Origin of the sequence: Collinsella phocaeensis (genome assembly GCF_900119895.1) — a bacterium.
GTDB classification, from domain to species: Bacteria; Actinomycetota; Coriobacteriia; order Coriobacteriales; family Coriobacteriaceae; genus Collinsella; species Collinsella phocaeensis.
Window position 1 is genome coordinate 83,404 of record NZ_FQLR01000003.1, and the last position, 16,576, is coordinate 99,979.

17 protein-coding genes and 2 tRNA genes are annotated in these 16,576 nt (G+C 66.2%); 3 read left to right on the top strand and 16 right to left on the bottom strand.

The genetic code is table 11. The annotated features are described in order from the left end of the window. Positions 1-123: 123 nt before the first annotated feature. Positions 124-1,488: a D-alanyl-D-alanine carboxypeptidase family protein gene (locus BQ7355_RS01050; protein ID WP_072414527.1), complete on the bottom strand. Its 1,365-nt coding sequence runs from the start codon at positions 1,486-1,488 to the stop codon at positions 124-126. Positions 1,489-2,289: 801 nt separating this feature from the next. Here BQ7355_RS01050 and BQ7355_RS01055 point away from each other — a divergent pair. The 3 genes from BQ7355_RS01055 to BQ7355_RS01065 all read left to right on the top strand — a co-directional run bounded on the left by BQ7355_RS01055 (position 2,290) and on the right by BQ7355_RS01065 (position 3,595). Then, positions 2,290-2,586 (top strand): Veg family protein, encoded by a 297-nt coding sequence (locus BQ7355_RS01055; protein WP_072414528.1) that lies wholly within the window; start codon positions 2,290-2,292, stop codon positions 2,584-2,586. Positions 2,587-2,589: 3 nt separating this feature from the next. Beyond that, the gene (gene ispE, locus BQ7355_RS01060; protein ID WP_072414529.1) at positions 2,590-3,480 is read left to right on the top strand and encodes a 4-(cytidine 5'-diphospho)-2-C-methyl-D-erythritol kinase; all 891 of its coding nucleotides are present in this window, start codon (positions 2,590-2,592) and stop codon (positions 3,478-3,480) included. Positions 3,481-3,518: 38 nt separating this feature from the next. Continuing rightward, positions 3,519-3,595, top strand: a tRNA-Pro gene (locus tag BQ7355_RS01065). A gap of 300 nt (positions 3,596-3,895) precedes the next feature. Here BQ7355_RS01065 and BQ7355_RS01070 read toward each other — a convergent pair. The 15 genes from BQ7355_RS01070 to BQ7355_RS01145 form a co-directional block, all read right to left on the bottom strand. After that, complete coding sequence (locus BQ7355_RS01070; RefSeq protein WP_072414530.1) at positions 3,896-4,357, bottom strand: hypothetical protein; 462 nt, start codon at positions 4,355-4,357, stop codon at positions 3,896-3,898. Further along, positions 4,358-5,374 carry a TatD family hydrolase gene (locus BQ7355_RS01075; protein WP_072414531.1) on the bottom strand — a complete coding sequence of 339 codons (1,017 nt, stop codon included), beginning with the start codon at positions 5,372-5,374 and terminating at the stop codon, positions 4,358-4,360. After that, positions 5,371-6,258 (bottom strand): 16S rRNA (adenine(1518)-N(6)/adenine(1519)-N(6))-dimethyltransferase RsmA, encoded by an 888-nt coding sequence (rsmA, locus tag BQ7355_RS01080; RefSeq protein WP_072414532.1) that lies wholly within the window; start codon positions 6,256-6,258, stop codon positions 5,371-5,373. The genes BQ7355_RS01075 and rsmA overlap by 4 nt, the downstream gene beginning before the upstream one ends. A gap of 356 nt (positions 6,259-6,614) precedes the next feature. Next, the gene (metG, locus tag BQ7355_RS01085; RefSeq protein WP_072414533.1) at positions 6,615-8,216 is read right to left on the bottom strand and encodes a methionine--tRNA ligase; all 1,602 of its coding nucleotides are present in this window, start codon (positions 8,214-8,216) and stop codon (positions 6,615-6,617) included. A 256-nt stretch (positions 8,217-8,472) separates the two neighbouring features. Further along, positions 8,473-9,372 (bottom strand): 16S rRNA (cytidine(1402)-2'-O)-methyltransferase, encoded by a 900-nt coding sequence (gene rsmI, locus BQ7355_RS01090; RefSeq protein WP_072414534.1) that lies wholly within the window; start codon positions 9,370-9,372, stop codon positions 8,473-8,475. Positions 9,373-9,383: 11 nt separating this feature from the next. After that, positions 9,384-10,448, bottom strand: a complete 1,065-nt coding sequence (locus BQ7355_RS01095; protein ID WP_072414535.1) for a glycoside hydrolase family 5 protein — start codon at positions 10,446-10,448, stop codon at positions 9,384-9,386. Between the two features lie 77 nt (positions 10,449-10,525). Then, positions 10,526-10,601: transfer RNA gene (locus BQ7355_RS01100), tRNA-Phe, on the bottom strand. 551 nt (positions 10,602-11,152) lie between these two features. Then, positions 11,153-11,611, bottom strand: coding sequence for a hypothetical protein (locus BQ7355_RS01110; protein WP_072414537.1), 459 nt, complete (start codon positions 11,609-11,611; stop codon positions 11,153-11,155). After that, positions 11,611-13,638 (bottom strand): hypothetical protein, encoded by a 2,028-nt coding sequence (locus tag BQ7355_RS01115; RefSeq protein WP_072414538.1) that lies wholly within the window; start codon positions 13,636-13,638, stop codon positions 11,611-11,613. The genes BQ7355_RS01110 and BQ7355_RS01115 overlap by 1 nt, the downstream gene beginning before the upstream one ends. A 13-nt stretch (positions 13,639-13,651) precedes the next feature. Continuing rightward, entirely contained in the window at positions 13,652-14,095 is a 444-nt protein-coding gene (locus tag BQ7355_RS01120) for a TadE/TadG family type IV pilus assembly protein (RefSeq protein WP_240307278.1), read from the bottom strand. Positions 14,096-14,126: 31 nt separating this feature from the next. Beyond that, a complete protein-coding gene (locus BQ7355_RS01125; RefSeq protein ID WP_072414540.1) occupies positions 14,127-14,339 on the bottom strand; it encodes a hypothetical protein in 213 nt (70 codons plus the stop codon). A gap of 8 nt (positions 14,340-14,347) precedes the next feature. After that, positions 14,348-14,623 carry a hypothetical protein gene (locus BQ7355_RS09015; RefSeq protein ID WP_143761645.1) on the bottom strand — a complete coding sequence of 92 codons (276 nt, stop codon included), beginning with the start codon at positions 14,621-14,623 and terminating at the stop codon, positions 14,348-14,350. 198 nt (positions 14,624-14,821) lie between these two features. Beyond that, the gene (locus tag BQ7355_RS01135) at positions 14,822-15,028 is read right to left on the bottom strand and encodes a Flp family type IVb pilin (protein WP_083581444.1); all 207 of its coding nucleotides are present in this window, start codon (positions 15,026-15,028) and stop codon (positions 14,822-14,824) included. A gap of 17 nt (positions 15,029-15,045) precedes the next feature. Continuing rightward, entirely contained in the window at positions 15,046-15,594 is a 549-nt protein-coding gene (locus BQ7355_RS01140; RefSeq protein WP_240307279.1) for a type II secretion system F family protein, read from the bottom strand. Between the two features lie 81 nt (positions 15,595-15,675). After that, positions 15,676-16,377, bottom strand: a complete 702-nt coding sequence (locus tag BQ7355_RS01145; protein WP_159430425.1) for a type II secretion system F family protein — start codon at positions 16,375-16,377, stop codon at positions 15,676-15,678. Between the last annotated feature and the right edge of the window lie 199 nt (positions 16,378-16,576).

Here is a 16,576-nt window from a genome sequence, read left to right on the forward strand (position 1 = left end):
CAGCAGGTCGGCACCATGGCGGACCCGAGCGGGCGCCGCGGCGCCCATGCACCGCGACGAAGGGCCGCGGGTCACGTTCTCGCACGAGCCCATGCGCGCTCGATACGAAAACCTTGCAGAACCCTAACCGTTCGCAGGCGAAAGCGTCGCGATGTCGGGCGCCGGCCCCACGATCTCGGGCGGCGCGACCGTGGGCTCCCCGGTCACGGTGCGAACCAGGCGGTCGAGCTGCACGAGCAGCCAGCTCAGCGGGTCGGGCGCCGAGACGTCCTCGGCCGCGATGAGGTCGACGCGGGCGACCTCCTCCCCGTCCTGCGTAAGGACGAGGTCCCCCACGTCCTCGCCCACGGCGACGTCCCCGGTGATGTCCTCCGGCTCCACCGAGCGCTCGACGGGCCCGGCCAAGCTGAAGACGCCCACGGCCCCCATGGGGTCGGCGACCGTGGCGTCTACCGTCTTGTCCGTCCAGGCGGCGTGCGGAACGCGGGCGACCAACGCGCTGCCGTCGGGAGCCATCGCCTCGCTCGTCACCAAGGGATAGGCGACCACATGGTCGTAATACCAGTTGGCAAGCGCCAGGGTGTCGGCGAAACGCTGCTCGTCGCCGTCGCTGCCGAGCGTGACCGTGTAGATCTCGCCCCCGTCTTCGCGCGAGAACGCTCCCACGAAGCACTGGAGCGCCTCATAGGTTCCGCCCGTCTTGCCTCCGATGTTTCCGTCGCGTCCGAGGATGGTGTTGCGCTCGATCATGGTGATGTCGCGCTCCGCCCCGTCGGACCCGGTAACGGTGATCACGTTGTTCGTCGTGGAGGTCAGCGCGCGGAAGTCATCGTTTTGCATCGCGTATGCGAACAGCGTCGCCACATCGCGGGCTGATGAGTGCATATCGGCTTCCCAGCCCTCGAAATCGAGGCCATGGGGATTGGTGAAGGCGCTCTTCATCCCCAACTCGGCAGACTTGTCGTTCATCGCCCGGATGAACACGCCGTAGGGATCGTCGCTCGACGGGTCGATCTTGGCGCCGACGGTGGAGGCGATCGCCATCGCCGCATCGTTGCCCGAGGGAACGAGCAGGGCGCGCAGGGCCTCCTCCATCGTGAGGACATCGCCCTCCCTGAGGTCCGCTGACGACTGGCCGACCGTCGCCGCGGCGTGGTCGACGACCACCTCGTCATCGAGGCTCGAGTTCTCGAGCGCGACGATAGCGGTCATCACCTTGGTGATGGAGGCGATCTTCACCTGGGCGTCCGCGTCGCGCTCGAAGTAGACCGTGCCGTCCGACCCCACGACGATGGCATTGCGGGCCTCGATGTCGGGGCGGTCCGACGCGTCGTCGTCCCGTTCTGACTCCGCGATGCCCAAAATGGCGTCGGTATCGAGTTGCGAGGCGAATGCAGGCTGCGGGCATGCAAGGATTTGCGACGCGAGCGCAGCGACGGCGAGCACGGGCAGCGCGGCGCGCGTTGCGCGCGCGGAGAGCTTGGACACAGTAGGACTCCCTCGGGTTCGACTAGATATCACATTTCACAAGATAGCTGCCAGTATAGCGCGCACCGAAGCCTCCACGGCACGAGGCGGCCGGGCAGACGGCGCGGCCGGTGCCCTGCCGGCCCGGCACGCGCTGGGCTTGGACGCGGGGCAGCCGCGCAAAGCCATCGCGCGGCGCGCTGCGCGTCGTCGGAAGGTGTATCCAGGCAGGCGCGACGCCGCGCGGGGCGATGCAATCCGTAACCCACTGTCTTTTTTGCTTGACCCCCTGTTCATCTGGACGAAAATGGCAGATATATAAGCGATCCTGAGCATCAAGCTCGTCGCAACGCCCACAATCCTCCCAAACCGCCCCCGATTTTTCATGCAGACCCCCCCTTTTTCGAGAACCAGAGCGCTGATGCGGCCATCTGTCGGAGCGAGCCGCGGCGGAAGCTTCTGTATCTGCCAATTATGTCCAGAAGAGAAGGGGGTTATGATTAAAATCCACCTCGATCCGCGGTCACTGGCCCTGTACGCACCGCGCGCCGTCGCATTCCGGTCGACGTAACATCGACTGCTTCTCTCGACAACCCGAAACAACGCCCATCGGGGGCACGTGGGCCTCATGGCCGCCATCCCCCACCGAGCGCACAGGTCGAACGGCGCCGTTCGACCGCAACGCCCATCGCGCACTGCGAACCGGGCGCTGGGCGAAGAGATGAAAAAGACCCCGCGCCCTGCTATACTGAATTGGTTTGTTTGCTATGTTGGGACCATTCTGCCTCGCCGAGGCACATCGCACGGTCCCGAGGAGGCGTAATGGAAGAACTCGAAGTCAACCACGTCAACGATATCCACGTCAAGCTCTCTGAAATGCTCGAGCAGCGCGTTCGCGTGAAGGCCAACATGGGCCGCACGCGCATCGTCGAGCGCATGGGCACCATCAAGACCGTCCACCCGTCCGTCTTCATCATCGAGGTCGACGAGCGTCGCGGGCGCAAATCCCGTCAGTCCTACCAGTACGTCGACGTCCTGACCGGCACCGTCGAGCTCTTCGATCCCGAATCGGGCGAGCGCCTCTTCACCCCCATGGGCGACCAGGGCGAGGAGCACTAGGTCATGTCCCGTGAGCTCAAGGTTACCGCGCCGGCAAAGGTGAACCTCCATCTGGGGGTCCACCCCGTCGCCGACGAGCGCGGATACCACCGCGTCGATTCCGTCATGTGCGCCGTGGACCTGCACGACGAGCTCATCATCTCTCCATCCGACCGCCTGAGCGTCGAGATGGAACCGCCCGTCGACCTGCCCATGGAGCAGAATTCCGTCTTCCGCGCCGCCGATGCCCTCAGCCGCGCGCTGGGCCGGGACGCCCGCTTCGCCATCCGCATCGTGAAGCGCATTCCCATCTGCTCGGGCCTGGGCGGGCCGTCCACAGACGCAGCCGCCGCCATCATGGGGCTCTGCCGCCTATGGCATGTACCTCCCACCGACGAGCGCGTCATCGAGGTCGCGCGCGCGATCGGCGCCGACGTCCCGTTCTTTCTCTATGGGCTTCCCTCGTACCTTGCAGGTGCCGGAGACATCCTTGCCGAAAGCTTCCCCGATGTACCGCGCATGCCCGTCGTGATCGTCCGGCCAGAAGGAGACGGCGTGAGCGCGGGAGCCGCCTACAAGCGCTTTGACGCCCGCCCGCAGCCCACCCCCGACATCCAGCCCATGCTCGACGCGCTGCGCGCGGGGGATTGCGACGAGATCTGCCAACGCGCGGTCAACAACCTCGGACCCGCCGCACGCGAGCTCGAACCGGCAATCACCGAGGTGCTCTCCTGGCTCTCCGGGCAGGATGGCGTGCGCTGCTCGCTTGTCTCGGGTTCGGGCTCGGCGTCATTTGCGATCACCGAGACGGCGGAACAGGCTGCCGCCATAGCCCGCGCGGCTTCCGACCAGCTCGGATGGTGGTCCCATGCGGGAAGCACGGAAAACTCCGGTCCGATTGTCAATTTTCTCTAGCGACGGACCGATGTTCTGTGCTAATATAATCTAGCTTTCGGGTTGTGGCTCAGTTTGGTAGAGCACTGCGTTCGGGACGCAGGGGTCGCTGGTTCAAATCCAGTCAACCCGACCATCGTATGTAAAAGCGGTCTCACAGAGTGTGGGGCCGCTTTTCTTTTGCGTGCGCTGCGCGATAAGGGTAGACGCTGTGCAGCGGAGCGAGGCAACCGCCTGAATCGACCCTTCATGCAAGTGACGGACGGAGTGGAACCCAACCGGATCGCCGCCCCGTCGTCATGAGAGCGGTTCATATCGTCCGAACCGCCGTCGGTGCCCACCCGAAACCCGAATCGCGAGTCGCTCATGCGTCGACGCGCGGTCGGCGCCTACCCGCCAAGACGGCCAGCGACGGCCGTGCGCTCCCTGCAAAACACTACTTCTTGCGGCGACGCTTGCGCGCCGCCTTGGCTGCGGCCTTCTCGGCCTTTTCCTTCGCAGCCCGCTCCTCCGCTGCGCGGCGAATCGCGGCGCGCTGGTCGGCGTACTTCTCCTCGGTGAGCACCTTCGCCTGATGCCGCGAGACGAACCAGACGATAAACGTCACGATGAACAGCAGCGCGGTGGCGATGCTGGTGACCGATTCCAGATCGGCGTTGCCGAGATACGCCCCCAAGCGAGATACGGCATATCCGAGCACGGTCAGCGCGAGCAGCGCGTACGCCACGCGGGCGAGCGGGAGGTCGCGGTGGATCTCGTTGTCCACGTTGGGTCCGCCCATGGCGGCCTCGCGGCGCTCGCGGAGTATCTCGGCCGTGGTCTTATCCGGCCGCTCCGAAGAGCCCTTCCCCGCTGCAGCCCGCTCGGCGTCCTTCTCGTCCTTCTCGTTCGTCTCCATCTACCTACGTCCTCCAAAGAGCTGTGTCGAATTGCGCCAGACAGCATACGCTATGTCACGGGGGCCCTCACCCGTACGCGACGAACGGTCAGACGCCAGGGCGCCGACGGTCCACGGAATCATGGCGGGCTCGCACTCGAGGCCCCGCACCGGCTCGGGCGCCATATAGGGACAGTCCGTCTCGAACAACAAGCGGTCGATCGGACAGGCGGCAAATGCCTCGCGCACCGCATCGTTGCGCTTGAAGGTGGCGGAGCCTCCGAACGCGATATGGCATCCGCGCTCAAGAAATTGCTCCATCGTGGCCCGGTCCTCCCCGAAGCAGTGGAGGACGCAGCCCGCGGAAGGGATGCCGACGCGATCGAGAACCGTCAGGGCGTCAGCATGCGCGGCGCGCGCCTCGTCGTCGCAATCGTTGCGCAGGTGCAGCTCGACGGGCACGTCGCGCGCGACGGCGACCTCGAGCTGGCGCGCCATGACCTCCATCTGCAGGTCGTGCGGCGCCGCCTCGATCCCGTCGTCGGCATCGAAATGATAGTCGAGCCCGATCTCGCCCACGCCTATGCAAAGCGGCTGGTCGAGGGCCTCGAGAAAGCGCGCATGCACGGCGACATCGTAATCGGGCGCGCCGTACGGGTGCACGCCCGCCAAGAAGGCGACGTTCCCGAAGAGCTCGAAGGGGTCATCGAGCTCCCGTCCCGATGCGAACGGCAGCACATGGGCGGACCCGTCCTCAATCGATTGGGCGAGCAGGTCGCGGGCGCTCGCGACCCACGCCGCGAGTTGATCCGCATACGCGCGCGCATCGCATGCGTCCGCCGCCGCGTCCCAGATGGTCGTCATCTGGCGGACACCAGCGCATGCAGCGCGAACAAGGACCTCGACGGGATCCTTGTCCCAAAAGCACAAAAGATGGGCATGGGTGTCGGCGATGGGGGCCAACGGGTTCGGAACGGCGTAAATGCGCTTCTTCTTCGCGAACGCAAGGAAGAAGCGGCTTTCCTGATCAGGGATCACAGCGCCCCCTCACGTTCGAGGGCCTGCGCGAGAGAGATGAAATCCTCGACCTGCAGCGACTCGGCGCGCGCTGTCGGAGCGATACCGCTCACCGTGAACGCCGCGTCCAGCGCCTCCTTGCCGAAGCCGTTTGAGCCCATCGAGTTGCGGATGGTCTTGCGGCGCTGCGCGAACGCGGCGTCGATCACACGCGCCACGGACGCGCGGCGCGCTGCGAGCTCATCCCCAGAGAGCCCCGCAAGGGCCGCGGGCACGCGGCGCTCGATGCGCACGACGGCGGAATCGACGTGGGGTGCAGGCATGAAGCAGCGCGGCGGGACCTCGAAGCGACCCGTGACGCATCCATATAGAGCGAGCTTTGCGGTATAGCCGCCATATGCCTTCGTGGAGGGCTGGGCTGCGATGCGGTCGGCCACCTCCTTCTGGACCATCACGACGGCCCGAGTGAGCGCGGGCATGGTCTGGAAGAACTGAAGGATGATGGTCGCCGCCACGTTGTAGGGCAGATTCGCCACGAAGGCGGTGGGCTCCCCTCCGCATGCTCGGACGATGGCCTCGGGGGCGACCTTGAGGGCGTCGCCCATGATGAAGGAGAATCCCTCGTGCTCAGACGCATGCGCATCGAGCACGGGCTCAAGCTCAGAGTCCATCTCGATCGATACGACCCGGGCGGCATCTTGCAGCAGCGCAAGGGTAAGCGTGCCGATACCCGGCCCGACCTCGAGCACGCGCTCGTCGGCACCCAACTCGGCCAGGGCGCAGATGCGCTCGATCACATGGTTGTCGATGAGGAAATTCTGTCCCAAGCGGTGTTTGGTGGCAAGGCCGAACTCCTCGAGCAGGTCGCGCGTCGCAGTCGGATTGGCCAGCGGTGAAATTGTCATGGAGGCGGTCCTTTACACGGTGCGGGCTTCGATCTACAGCTTACCAGCCGACAATCGAGTGAGATGTTTCGAACATGGAGCATCGATACAATTCGAACGATGCGCATCGATAACGTTTTTCGTACTGATTCTCGAAATGACCAAGTAGCGTTCCTCTTCGAGTCAGTAAACCCCAGGTCGCTGATTTGCCTCCACAAGGGTATACAAACCGATTCCGAGAATCCGTACGAAAAACGCAGCCGATGCGTCAATCACATGCAGCGCAACTCCGATCGAGACGAAGCCCGAGAGCTAAAAAGTGAATAAAGGGGCGCCGATCGCGGCGCCCCCTCACTGCGAACTGCAGAGAATGCGATTTACGCCAGGCGCGGGAAGAGCGCCTCGCCCTTCTCGACCGGCAGGCCCGCGGCGAACTGGCCCCACGCGCAGGCGGCAGCCATGTCGTCGGTCGCCGCCTCGCCCTCGCAGCCGATACGGCGCAGGGCCTCGGCGCTCGTGCTCGGCATGAGCGGCATGAGCAGGTGCGCGGAAATGCGGATGGCCTCGAGGAGGTTCCAGATCACGTTGGCGAGCTCGCCCGCCTTCGCGGGATCCTTGGCCAGCGTCCAGGGCTCGGAGTCCTCGATGTAGTGATTGGCTGCGTGGATGAGGCCCATGACCTCGCGGGCGGCGTCGCCATAGGCGAAGGCCTCCATCTTCGCGGCATAGCGCTCGAAGATGCCCTCTGCGGCAGCCGCCAGGGGGTTCTCGGCATAGCCGGCGGCGTCGGCGGCACGCGCGGGCGTGACGCCCTCGAAGTACTTGATGCACATGTTGGTGGAGCGCGAGATCAGGTTGCCCCAGCTGTTGGCCAGGTCGGCGTTGTAAACCTGCTCCATGCGGCCGAAGCTGATGGCGCCGTCGGTGCCCGGGGTGACGTCGGTCATGAAGTAGTAGCGATAGCCCTCGACGCCCAGCTTCTCGATGACCTCGCGCGGGGCGATGGCGTTGCCGCGGGACTTGGACATCTTCTCGGCCTTGCCGGTCTCCTCGTTCTTCACGGTGAGGAAGCCGTGGGCGAAGACGTGCTCGGGCAGGGCCTCGCCCAGCGCCATGAGCATGGCGGGCCAGATCACGCAGTGGAAGCGGATGATGTCCTTGCCCACGATGTGGGCCTGCGCGGGCCAGCGGTAGGCGAAGTCGGCCGCGGCCTCGTCGCCCTCGGCGCCGTAGCCCACGGCGGTCATGTAGTTGGTGAGGGCGTCGAACCACACGTAGGTGACGTGCTCATCGTCGAAGGGCACCTCGATGCCCCAGTCGAAGGAGGTGCGGGAGACGGAGAGGTCGTTCAGGCCGCCCTCGACGAACGAGCGGACCTCGTTCATGCGGAAGTCGGGCTGGACGAAATCGGGATGCTCGTCATAGAGCGCGAGCAGCTTGTCCTGGAACGCGGAGAGCTTGAAGAACCAGCTCTCCTCCTTGACGCGCTCGAGCGGGCGGTCGCAATCGGGGCAGAGGTGGGCACCTTCCGTGCCGCGGGCCTCGTCGGCCTTCTCGACCTGGGTCTCGGTGAAGAAAGTCTCGTCCGGCACGCAGTACCAGCCGTCGTAGCTGCCCTTGTAGATGTAGCCGGCCTCCTGCATGCGCTCCCACAGGTACTGGACGGCGCGCTTCTGGCGGGGCTCGGTGGTGCGGATGAAGTCGTCGTTCGAGATCTCCAGCTCGCTCCACAGCTCATGGAAGTGCGGGGCCTGGGAATCGCACCACTCCTGCGGGGTCATGCCGTGCTTCTCGGCGGCCTCGGCGACCTTCTGGCCGTGCTCGTCCATGCCGGTGAGGAACTTGACGTTGTAGCCGGCAGCGCGACGGTAGCGCGCCTGAACGTCGGCGATGATCGTGGAGTACGCGGTGCCCAGGTGCGGGTCGGCGTTCACGTAGTAGATGGGGGTGGTGATGTAATAGGACGGCTTCGAGCTCATGACGCGCGGCTTCCTTCCTTCTTGGTATTCATGCAATTCTCCATTCTAGCAGGGAGGGCGCGTTTGTTGCGCGGATCAGATGAGTCATTTGGTCCGGTCGGGCAAGCGTGTGAACGTATAGCCCGGCAGCAGCGTCGCACCCTATGGCATGAAGCGCCCCGTCGGCCGTGGAATACCCCATCCCCGGCATACAGCCGTTGAAACTCAAGAACAAAGGCGCCTCCGCAGGGAAAGCCCTCGCGGACCCGTCAGCACCTCACGCGGATGCGCCCTGCGCCTCGAGCACCAAGGCGTACACGTCGCGCTTCTTGCGCGAGTACTTCTGGGAGAGGCGCTTGGCGATCGCGTTGGCGGACTCCCCGGCCGCAAGGGCCTCGGCGATATCCGCGGCAAGCAGGTCGTCGGGGTTCACATCTGCATTCGCAGCACCGCCCGCAGCCAGCGCCGCCTCATGGCGCTCCAGCTCGGCTTCGCTCGGCGGCGCCACCACGAGCACCATCTCGCCGCGCATCTCGCCGCGCTCGCGGACTATCTGCAGGAGTTCGGGCGACGAGGCGCGCAGCACCTCCTCGTGAAGCTTGGTGAGCTCGCGACAGAGCGCGGCATCGCGCTCCGGAAATACCTCGGCGATCGCGGCCAGCGAATCCTCCGCGCGATGCGGGCTCTCGTAGAAGAGCAGCGCACCGGGAATGGCGGCGAGCCGACGCAGGCGACGCACGCGCTCGCCGTGCTTGCGCGGCAGAAAGCCCTCGAAAAAGAAGTGCTCGCAGGAGATACCAGTCGCCACCAGTGCGGTGATGCAGGCGGTGGGCCCGGGGATCACCTCGACGGGCACGCCGGCCGAACGGGCCGCGTCAACCAGGACCTGCCCGGGATCCGAGACGCCGGGCATGCCGGCATCGGACGCGTATGCCAAGACCTCACCGGCAAGCATGCGATCCACGAGCTGCGGGGCGCGCGCCGCGATAACGTTCTCGTCGCAGCGCACGAGCGACCGCGACAGACCAAGATGGGCCAGAAGCTTGGAGGTGACGCGCGTATCCTCGCAGCAGACGGCATCCGCGACCTCGAAGGCGGCGGCGGCGCGGGGGCTCAAGTCGTCCAGGTTGCCGATAGGGGTCCCGACGACGAACAGGCGCCCTTCCTGCGGCTCCATAGCACCCACGGCTAGTCCAGCATGGCGCGCTCGAGGGTGCCGAGCGCGACGCGGGCATCCCATGCGGGGATGCGCTTCTCGGTTTTCCAGGTCTGGAAGAACCAGCCCTCGGCATCCTCGAAGCTCGCAAGCTCGCTCGAGGTGAAGACGCGCTCGTATGCCGAACGGCCCTCGGGGGTCACGCTCGCGCTCGACATGAGCGCAGCCGCGGACCACTCGCCCACCAGCACGGGGAACCCGCACGCGCGCGCCTCCTTGATGGCCTCCCGGTTGCGCTTGACCGCCTGGGAGATGCCCTTCGGGGACGTGATATCCACCGCCCGGTCATCTCGATAGTGGTACAGATGGATATCCATCATCACGTTCTCGTACTTCGACGCGCTCATGAAGCGGCGCCACATATCCGGATAGCCAGAGGCCGAGAAGACGACAGCCTTGTCCGCCGACATGTGCTTCCGCACAAGCGCGTACGCATCGCGGTAATAATTGCGCAGATAGTGACTGGGGATCCCATCGGTCTTTGAGAAGAGCCCCTTCCTGACGCTCATTACGGGAGAATCCAAGAGCTCGATGCCGTACAGGGCAGGCTGGTCCCCGTAGCGGGAGGCGAGACGCTCGAGCACCTCGAGCGCGACGGCGCGGCCCGTGGTCGAGGAGTGCCAATCCGCGACGACATCGGACGCATCGGACCTGTCGTTGGAATCCCCCTGACCGCCAGGGACGGTCGCGAGGTCGAGCAGCACGCGCATGTCGTATTTGGAAGCCCACTCGAACGCACGGTCAACGTAGTCGATGGCGGGAATATGGGCGCAGCTGTCGTTTTGGGAGCCGAAGACGTACCAGGGGACGGGAAGGCGGACCGCATTGAACCCGATCGCCGCCATGCGCTCGAAATCGAACTCGCCGATGAAGGTCTCGTAATGCTGGCGCAGGCGCTCGGTGTACTCGGAGGCGCCCAGGGCCTGCTGAAGCTCCGTCGCATCGGAAGCGCCCGTCGCCGCATACAGCGACGGGGTGACCCACGATTCAGGGATGAACCAACCGGAAAGGTTAACGCCACGCAAACGCTCTGACATTCGAGGTCCCCTTTCAAACGCCGATATACGAAAAGAGCGCCCAACGAAACGACGTCGAGCGCTCTCAATCATACATATGGTGGCTAGAGAGGGAGTCGAACCCCCGACACGAGGATTTTCAGTCCTCTGCTCTACCAACTGAGCTATCTAGCCACAAGGCCTGTCGCGAACGACGGCTTGATTACTATAGCAAATAAGAATTGGCGGTCAACTGAGAATGGGGAACTTTTTTGGAATCCGAGCCTATCCCGAAGCCCGCCTCACGCCAGCCCGTCCCCATCCAGGCCAGCCGATCCATCAAAGCCTCCCATCCCCGCCTCGCTCCCCGACGCGGCCAAGCCCCTCGCCGGGGAGCGAGCGCGCGCTCCGCAGCGGCCCGTCGGGCGCCGCAGGCGCGCCGGCCACGCGTTCCAGCGCGCATGCCGCCCCCGGGCAGGCAAGCACGCGACCGGGACCGACTCCGTCGTGTCGGGCGATGACGCGCCCGTCACGCGCTATGAAGGCGACGTCGATCGGACGGCGCATCGTACACGTATGGACCGAGGTACAGGATGGAAACGCCAGGACCTGCCCGCATTCGCGCAGGCCGACCGCCAGGCCGGCCAAACGGCGCAGAAAGCCCGTCGCGCGCTCCGGCTCCGCATCCCCCCAGCCCAAGGCGCACACAGCCCGCCGGCACCCCTCGCACTCGTCGGGACAGAAGGTCATACGACCGCCCCCGGGCGCCATGGGTCGAGCGGCGTCTCGCGCTCGTGCACGAGCTCGAGAGGAGCACCCAGGCGAACGCCCGCCACGGTAAAGTCACTGGGCCACGGGCGATAGACCATCCGGCACCGATAAGAATCGACCGCACCGACGAGCACCGGCGCGGCGCCTCCCGCCGAATCCCCCGTCGCAAGCTCGACCTCCACCTCCACCCCCGCGCCCATTGCCTCCGAAAGATGCGAGGCGATGACTCCCGACGCATCGGAGGCGTCATCTCCCTCCGGAGCAACCCCATGCGCCAAGACGATATCCGGGGCAACCCGGTCGAAGCGCGCCACCAGAGCGGTAAACCGCATCACGTTATAGGAGATGAGGGCGAGAACGATCAGAACGGGGCACACGACTGCCATCTCCACCGTCGCCTGGGCATCCCTGCCGATCGAATACCGTTCCATCATCATCCAGCCCCTTCCCGCGACGCCGCGACGTCGCGCAGCCTAATCGTCAAAGGAATCGAACCGCCAAAGGGAAGCGGCAGCTCGGCGATAGTGAACTCCGTCTCATCGAGGCGCCGTCCCACCTCATAGCCCACCGCTTCGAGCAGCGCCCCCGGGTCCGTGCTTCCCACGGGCAGCTCTCGAAGCCTCGCCTTGATGTCCGCCAGGCCCGAGAAGTCTGAACGCGCGATCACGTTGGACGAATCCACGAGCACCGGCTTGAGCAAGGTGAGGTCCACGGGCCCGAGCCCGAGCGTCCCCACGATGTCTCCCAGCCGGTCGCGCAACCACCTCGCGATCGGACCGGCACCGAGGGCGCCCAGGCGCCCCGTCAGCTCGTCCACCTTCGCCGAAAGCGCCTCGCCCATATCTCCGTACGCGACGAGCAGGTCGCCCCAAAGCTCCATGACGCCGCCCGCAAGACCGGCAAGCCCCTCCGATCCCACGCGACCCTGGAGACGCGAGAAAAACGACGAGAGCACGTTGGATTCACGCGTCGCGGGGTCGGGAGCAAGCGCGGCCGCGGAGACGGCTCCGCGTCGATCCAGGTCGACCGATCCGGACAGATCGGTATCAAGGCCAGCAGGCGAAGACGCCTCTCCGCCGATAACGAGCGAGACGCAGCCGTATCGCCCCGGAGGCGCGATCTTTGGCCTACGGGCCGCGAGCCGCCCCAACGCATCCTGGAACGCGTCCGCCGCGCTCCCGGCCTCGCCCTTCGCCCTGCCCTCCATCTCCAGTTCTTCATTGCGACATGCCGCATAATCGCGCAGCGCCTCGGTGTACGCACGCAGATGATGTTCGAACCCGTTGGCGATAGAGGTTGAGGCCGCCGGCGTCTTTCCCACATCGCTCACGGTGAAATGGCAGACCGGGCATTCAACCGCATCGGCGCCCACGCTCGACAGCGCAAGGGATCCGGCAGACGGCCCGGTCGCCCCGGGGCAATCGGGACCGAAATGGAGAACCGTGCCGATGCCCTCGTGCGTGGCGGGCCAAATCCGCTCCGTATAGAGCTCCGTGCGCCGCACTTCCTCCTCGTTTCTCGGCAGGAGGGGGACGTCCACCACGACACCCGTATCCCCGTCTTCGACTCGGGCACCCCGCAATTGTCGATATGCATAGCTGTAGAAGGCACGGCGCGAAGCGGAGTCCGCCTTCGCTTCGACTCCCGAGCCCTCGGGCTTGTCATGCTGGGAGCGCCAGCGGTAGTAAGCCCGCGCACGTTTGAGCCCCGCATCGAGCGGCCAGGTGATACTTGAAGCATACCCCGGGTTCTCCGCATCCGACAGCCCGGAGAGCGAGGCGGCGCGCTCGCGCATGCTCGGCTCCTGCCCGCAATCCGCCTTCCACGCCCGCTCGCGCGCCGAGGCTGTGTGCTCGGCGGCGCACTCCAGCTCCCCGGCGGCCTCATCGAGCCGATCTGAAGCCTCCTCGAGCTCGCTCGTATCGATTTCATCTCCCTCCAGCGCCGGAAAGCTCGACGCGCTTTCGCTTGGGACCGCCAGGGCGACGCCCGTGTATGCAACGGATTCCCCGTCCCGTTCCCGGCAGAGGAGCGACGCGTTCGCTCCTACCAGATAGGGCAGCGCCTCCTCGAGTTCGCTGAGACCCCGCGACGCCGAGGCGGCGAGCTCGTTGCGCGCGTCGATCATCCTCATGCCCACGTCCAGCGCTTTGCCGGCGGCCGCGCGCGCACCGGGCACGAGCGTTCCGACCAAGCCCGTCGCAGCCGCAGCCATTCCCGCGAACCCCAAGCTGGCAACTGCTGCGTCGACCACCGTCGCCGCGGTGCAGTACGACGAGACCACGTTGGCACCTGCAAGGGCGGCGGAATCGGCCACCGTCTGGACGTCTCCCGCGCGCGACATGCTCCACACCGCCGTCGCCGAGGAGAAAACGAGCGTCAGGGTGACGAGCATGGCCACGGCGGACGCCACCGTCGTGTACGCCCCGCGCTCCAGGAACAGATCGATCCCGAGGCGCATCCAGGCGGACCGCTCAACCCCAGCGCTCGATCCACGATTCGTAAACCCCCTCGACCCATGCTGGCCTCGCATCATATGCCACCTCGCTCACCAGGCTCATGCCGCCCGTCCCATCCGCTTCCCCCATCGCCGACGCGAAAACACCGATCACCGGCAGCAGGCGAAGCCGTCCTTCGATCCGAACACGCACCGATCCTCCAGACGAGGCCGGAGCAAGCTCTATATCCCATGCCAGCGGACCGCCCTCGTGAAATATCGATACGTCCGGAACGGCCCCGAGGCGACGCAGCGCGAACGCGCGGCACGCATCGAGATCCTCTTCGCCCCACGTCGTCATCAGGCGCGCCGTCTGGGAAGCCGCCGACTCCATCACGGACCTCGTGTACAGCACGCACACCGGCTGCACCGCAAGCGCCACGAGCGCAAGGAACGTCGGGAGCAGAAACGCCGCCTCCACCGTTGCCTGGGCGCGATTTGCGAAGCGTATCTCAGAACAGGGCGATGTCGAGCGTGCCAAGGGCGTCGAGCGCATGCGACGCCGCCTGAGAGACAAGATCTTGAAAGACGCCCCTCTCGCCAGCCCGCCATATCGCGGCGAGGCCGACGACGATCGCCACGACCGCCGATGTGACCAACGCATACTCCACTGTCGCCTGGGCACCACGCCCCAGGCGGCCGCCGCCTTTTCCGCGCCCATCCATTCCATCCCCTAACCGGCACTGCCTTCCTTCGCCCTCGTGCGCACGACGCGCACGAGGGCGGCATCGCCATCCTTGGTCACATACACCGTGTCCACCCATGTCTCACCCTGGACGATCGCACCCCATGCCCCATCCGATATGCCGAGGTATCCACTCAGGACCAGCTGACATCCCCTCTCGTCGGCGTACGCCTCAAGTACTCCACCGGCCGCAGAGGCGACGTCGTCATCCTGCTCCCACAACACCGCCGACGAGGCGGTTGCCGCAGCGGACAGATCGTCCAAAAACCTACCAGGGCCGGAATCCGCGACCTCCCCGGACTCTTGACGCGGCAGCGAACCCCCGGCCGGCGCGCCATCCGATGCGTCCGCGGCACCATCCGACCGCTTCCCACAACATGAAGGGGCGAAAAGCGCCAGACAGGCGATGCCCGCGATCGCAAGGACTGCGCCCCAGCCCCTTCTTCGAGCCACCGTGCGCACCTACAGGCTATTGATTGCGCTGCTGATCGAATCCCACAGCTCGCCCACGCGATCCCTGAAGGCCACGATCGCGATGATCGCGATCACCACCAGAACGCCCACCAGGATGGCGTACTCGGTCGTCCCCTGGGCGCGCTCATCCCGCAACACGCCCCAAAAATCCGAGCCCTTGGAGCCGCACGCCCCACCGCTCCGCGTCACCCTCATATCCATCAGTTCCTCCTTCACACCATGCCGCCCGAAGCGAGCAGCGGACCCACTATCGAAATAAGCAGCGCGGGCAATATGAGCGTCCCTGTCGGAACGAGCATCTTCACCGGCGCCCGCTCGATCGCGCGCTCAACCGAGGCCCGATGGGCGCAGCGGAGCTCCCGCGCCTGCCGCGCCAGCGTCTCTGCCAGAGGCGCCCCCAGCTCATGCGCCTGCCCGACGGCGGAGGCGAAGGCCTCGAGCTGACGGACGCCGACCTCGTCCGCCATGCGCATCAGCCCCTCTTCCCGCGTGCATACCCCCATCTGCCATCTCATCCTCGCCGCGGCCGCCGCGCGCGCGAGCGCGCCCTCCCGGTGCTCGCAGTACAGCGCCAGCGCCGCATCGAACGAGAGCCCCGCCAGCAGGCCGAGCCGCACCGCATCGACCATCTCGCACACCTCGAAGACCGACGCGCCTTCCTGTCGGCGCGAAGCCCGTCGAGCATCCGCGGCGCGCATGAGGGCGACGACCCGCATCCCCGACGCCGCCAAGCGGCGAAACGGATCGCGCAGCCCCTCCATTCCCTCACCTGCAGCGCCCCACGCGCCGCAGGCCGCAAGCACCCCTGCGAGCATCGCGCCCCGCAACCCATCCACTCCGCATCATCCCTCCAGACCCACGCGCATGATGCGCTTGATTGAAAGCCAGGCGACCCCATCCAACACGGCGGCGACCGCGACCGCCGACGCCCCCGCCGGCGTGGCAAGACCCCGGCGAAAGTCCCCCGAGATGACCGACAGCACCGCGACCATGGCCAGGGGCATGGCGGCGACCATCCGCGCCGACATGCGGGCCTGCGACGTCTTGACGTCCAGGCGACGACGTAAATCGAGGCGGTCATCGACCATCGATGCCGCCTCGGCGAGCATCTCATCCAACGGCGCCCCCGTGCGCTTCGATATCTTGAGCGCCAAGACGACCAGATCGAGCGCGGGCGCCCTCAGGCGCCCGAGCATCTCGTCGAGGGCGCGAACCGCCGGGACACCGCACGCGGTCGCCAGGGAGACGCGCATGAACTCCGTGCGCACGGGTTCGCGCGAGCGCTCTCCCACGAACCGCATGGCCTGGGGCAGGGAATGACCCGATCCCAAGGAGATGGCGAGCGCACCGAAGGCCTCCGGCATCCCCTCCTCGAGCGCCAGCGCCTCACGGCGCAGGCGACGCCTTCTTCTCGCAAGCAAGGCGAACACCGGAACGGGTGCGCACGCGGGCGCCGCGAGGATGCCGAACGCGACGCAGCCCACGCATCCTGAGACGGCGCAGGAGAGCAACGTGACGCCCAGGGCCTCATCGTCTCCGGACACACCGCGAGCGGACCCCCGTCTCCCGCACACGCGCAACGCCTCATCCGCCACGGCATGCGCCAGCGACGAGGCCGCACTGTCCGCAAGCGCCCTTCTTGCCACGCCGCCAACCTCGCGCAACCGGCTCCGTACCATTCCGAAAGCGCCCGAGACCGTATCGCCCACCGTGCCATCGCGACGCTGAGAGTCCCCGGTCAAT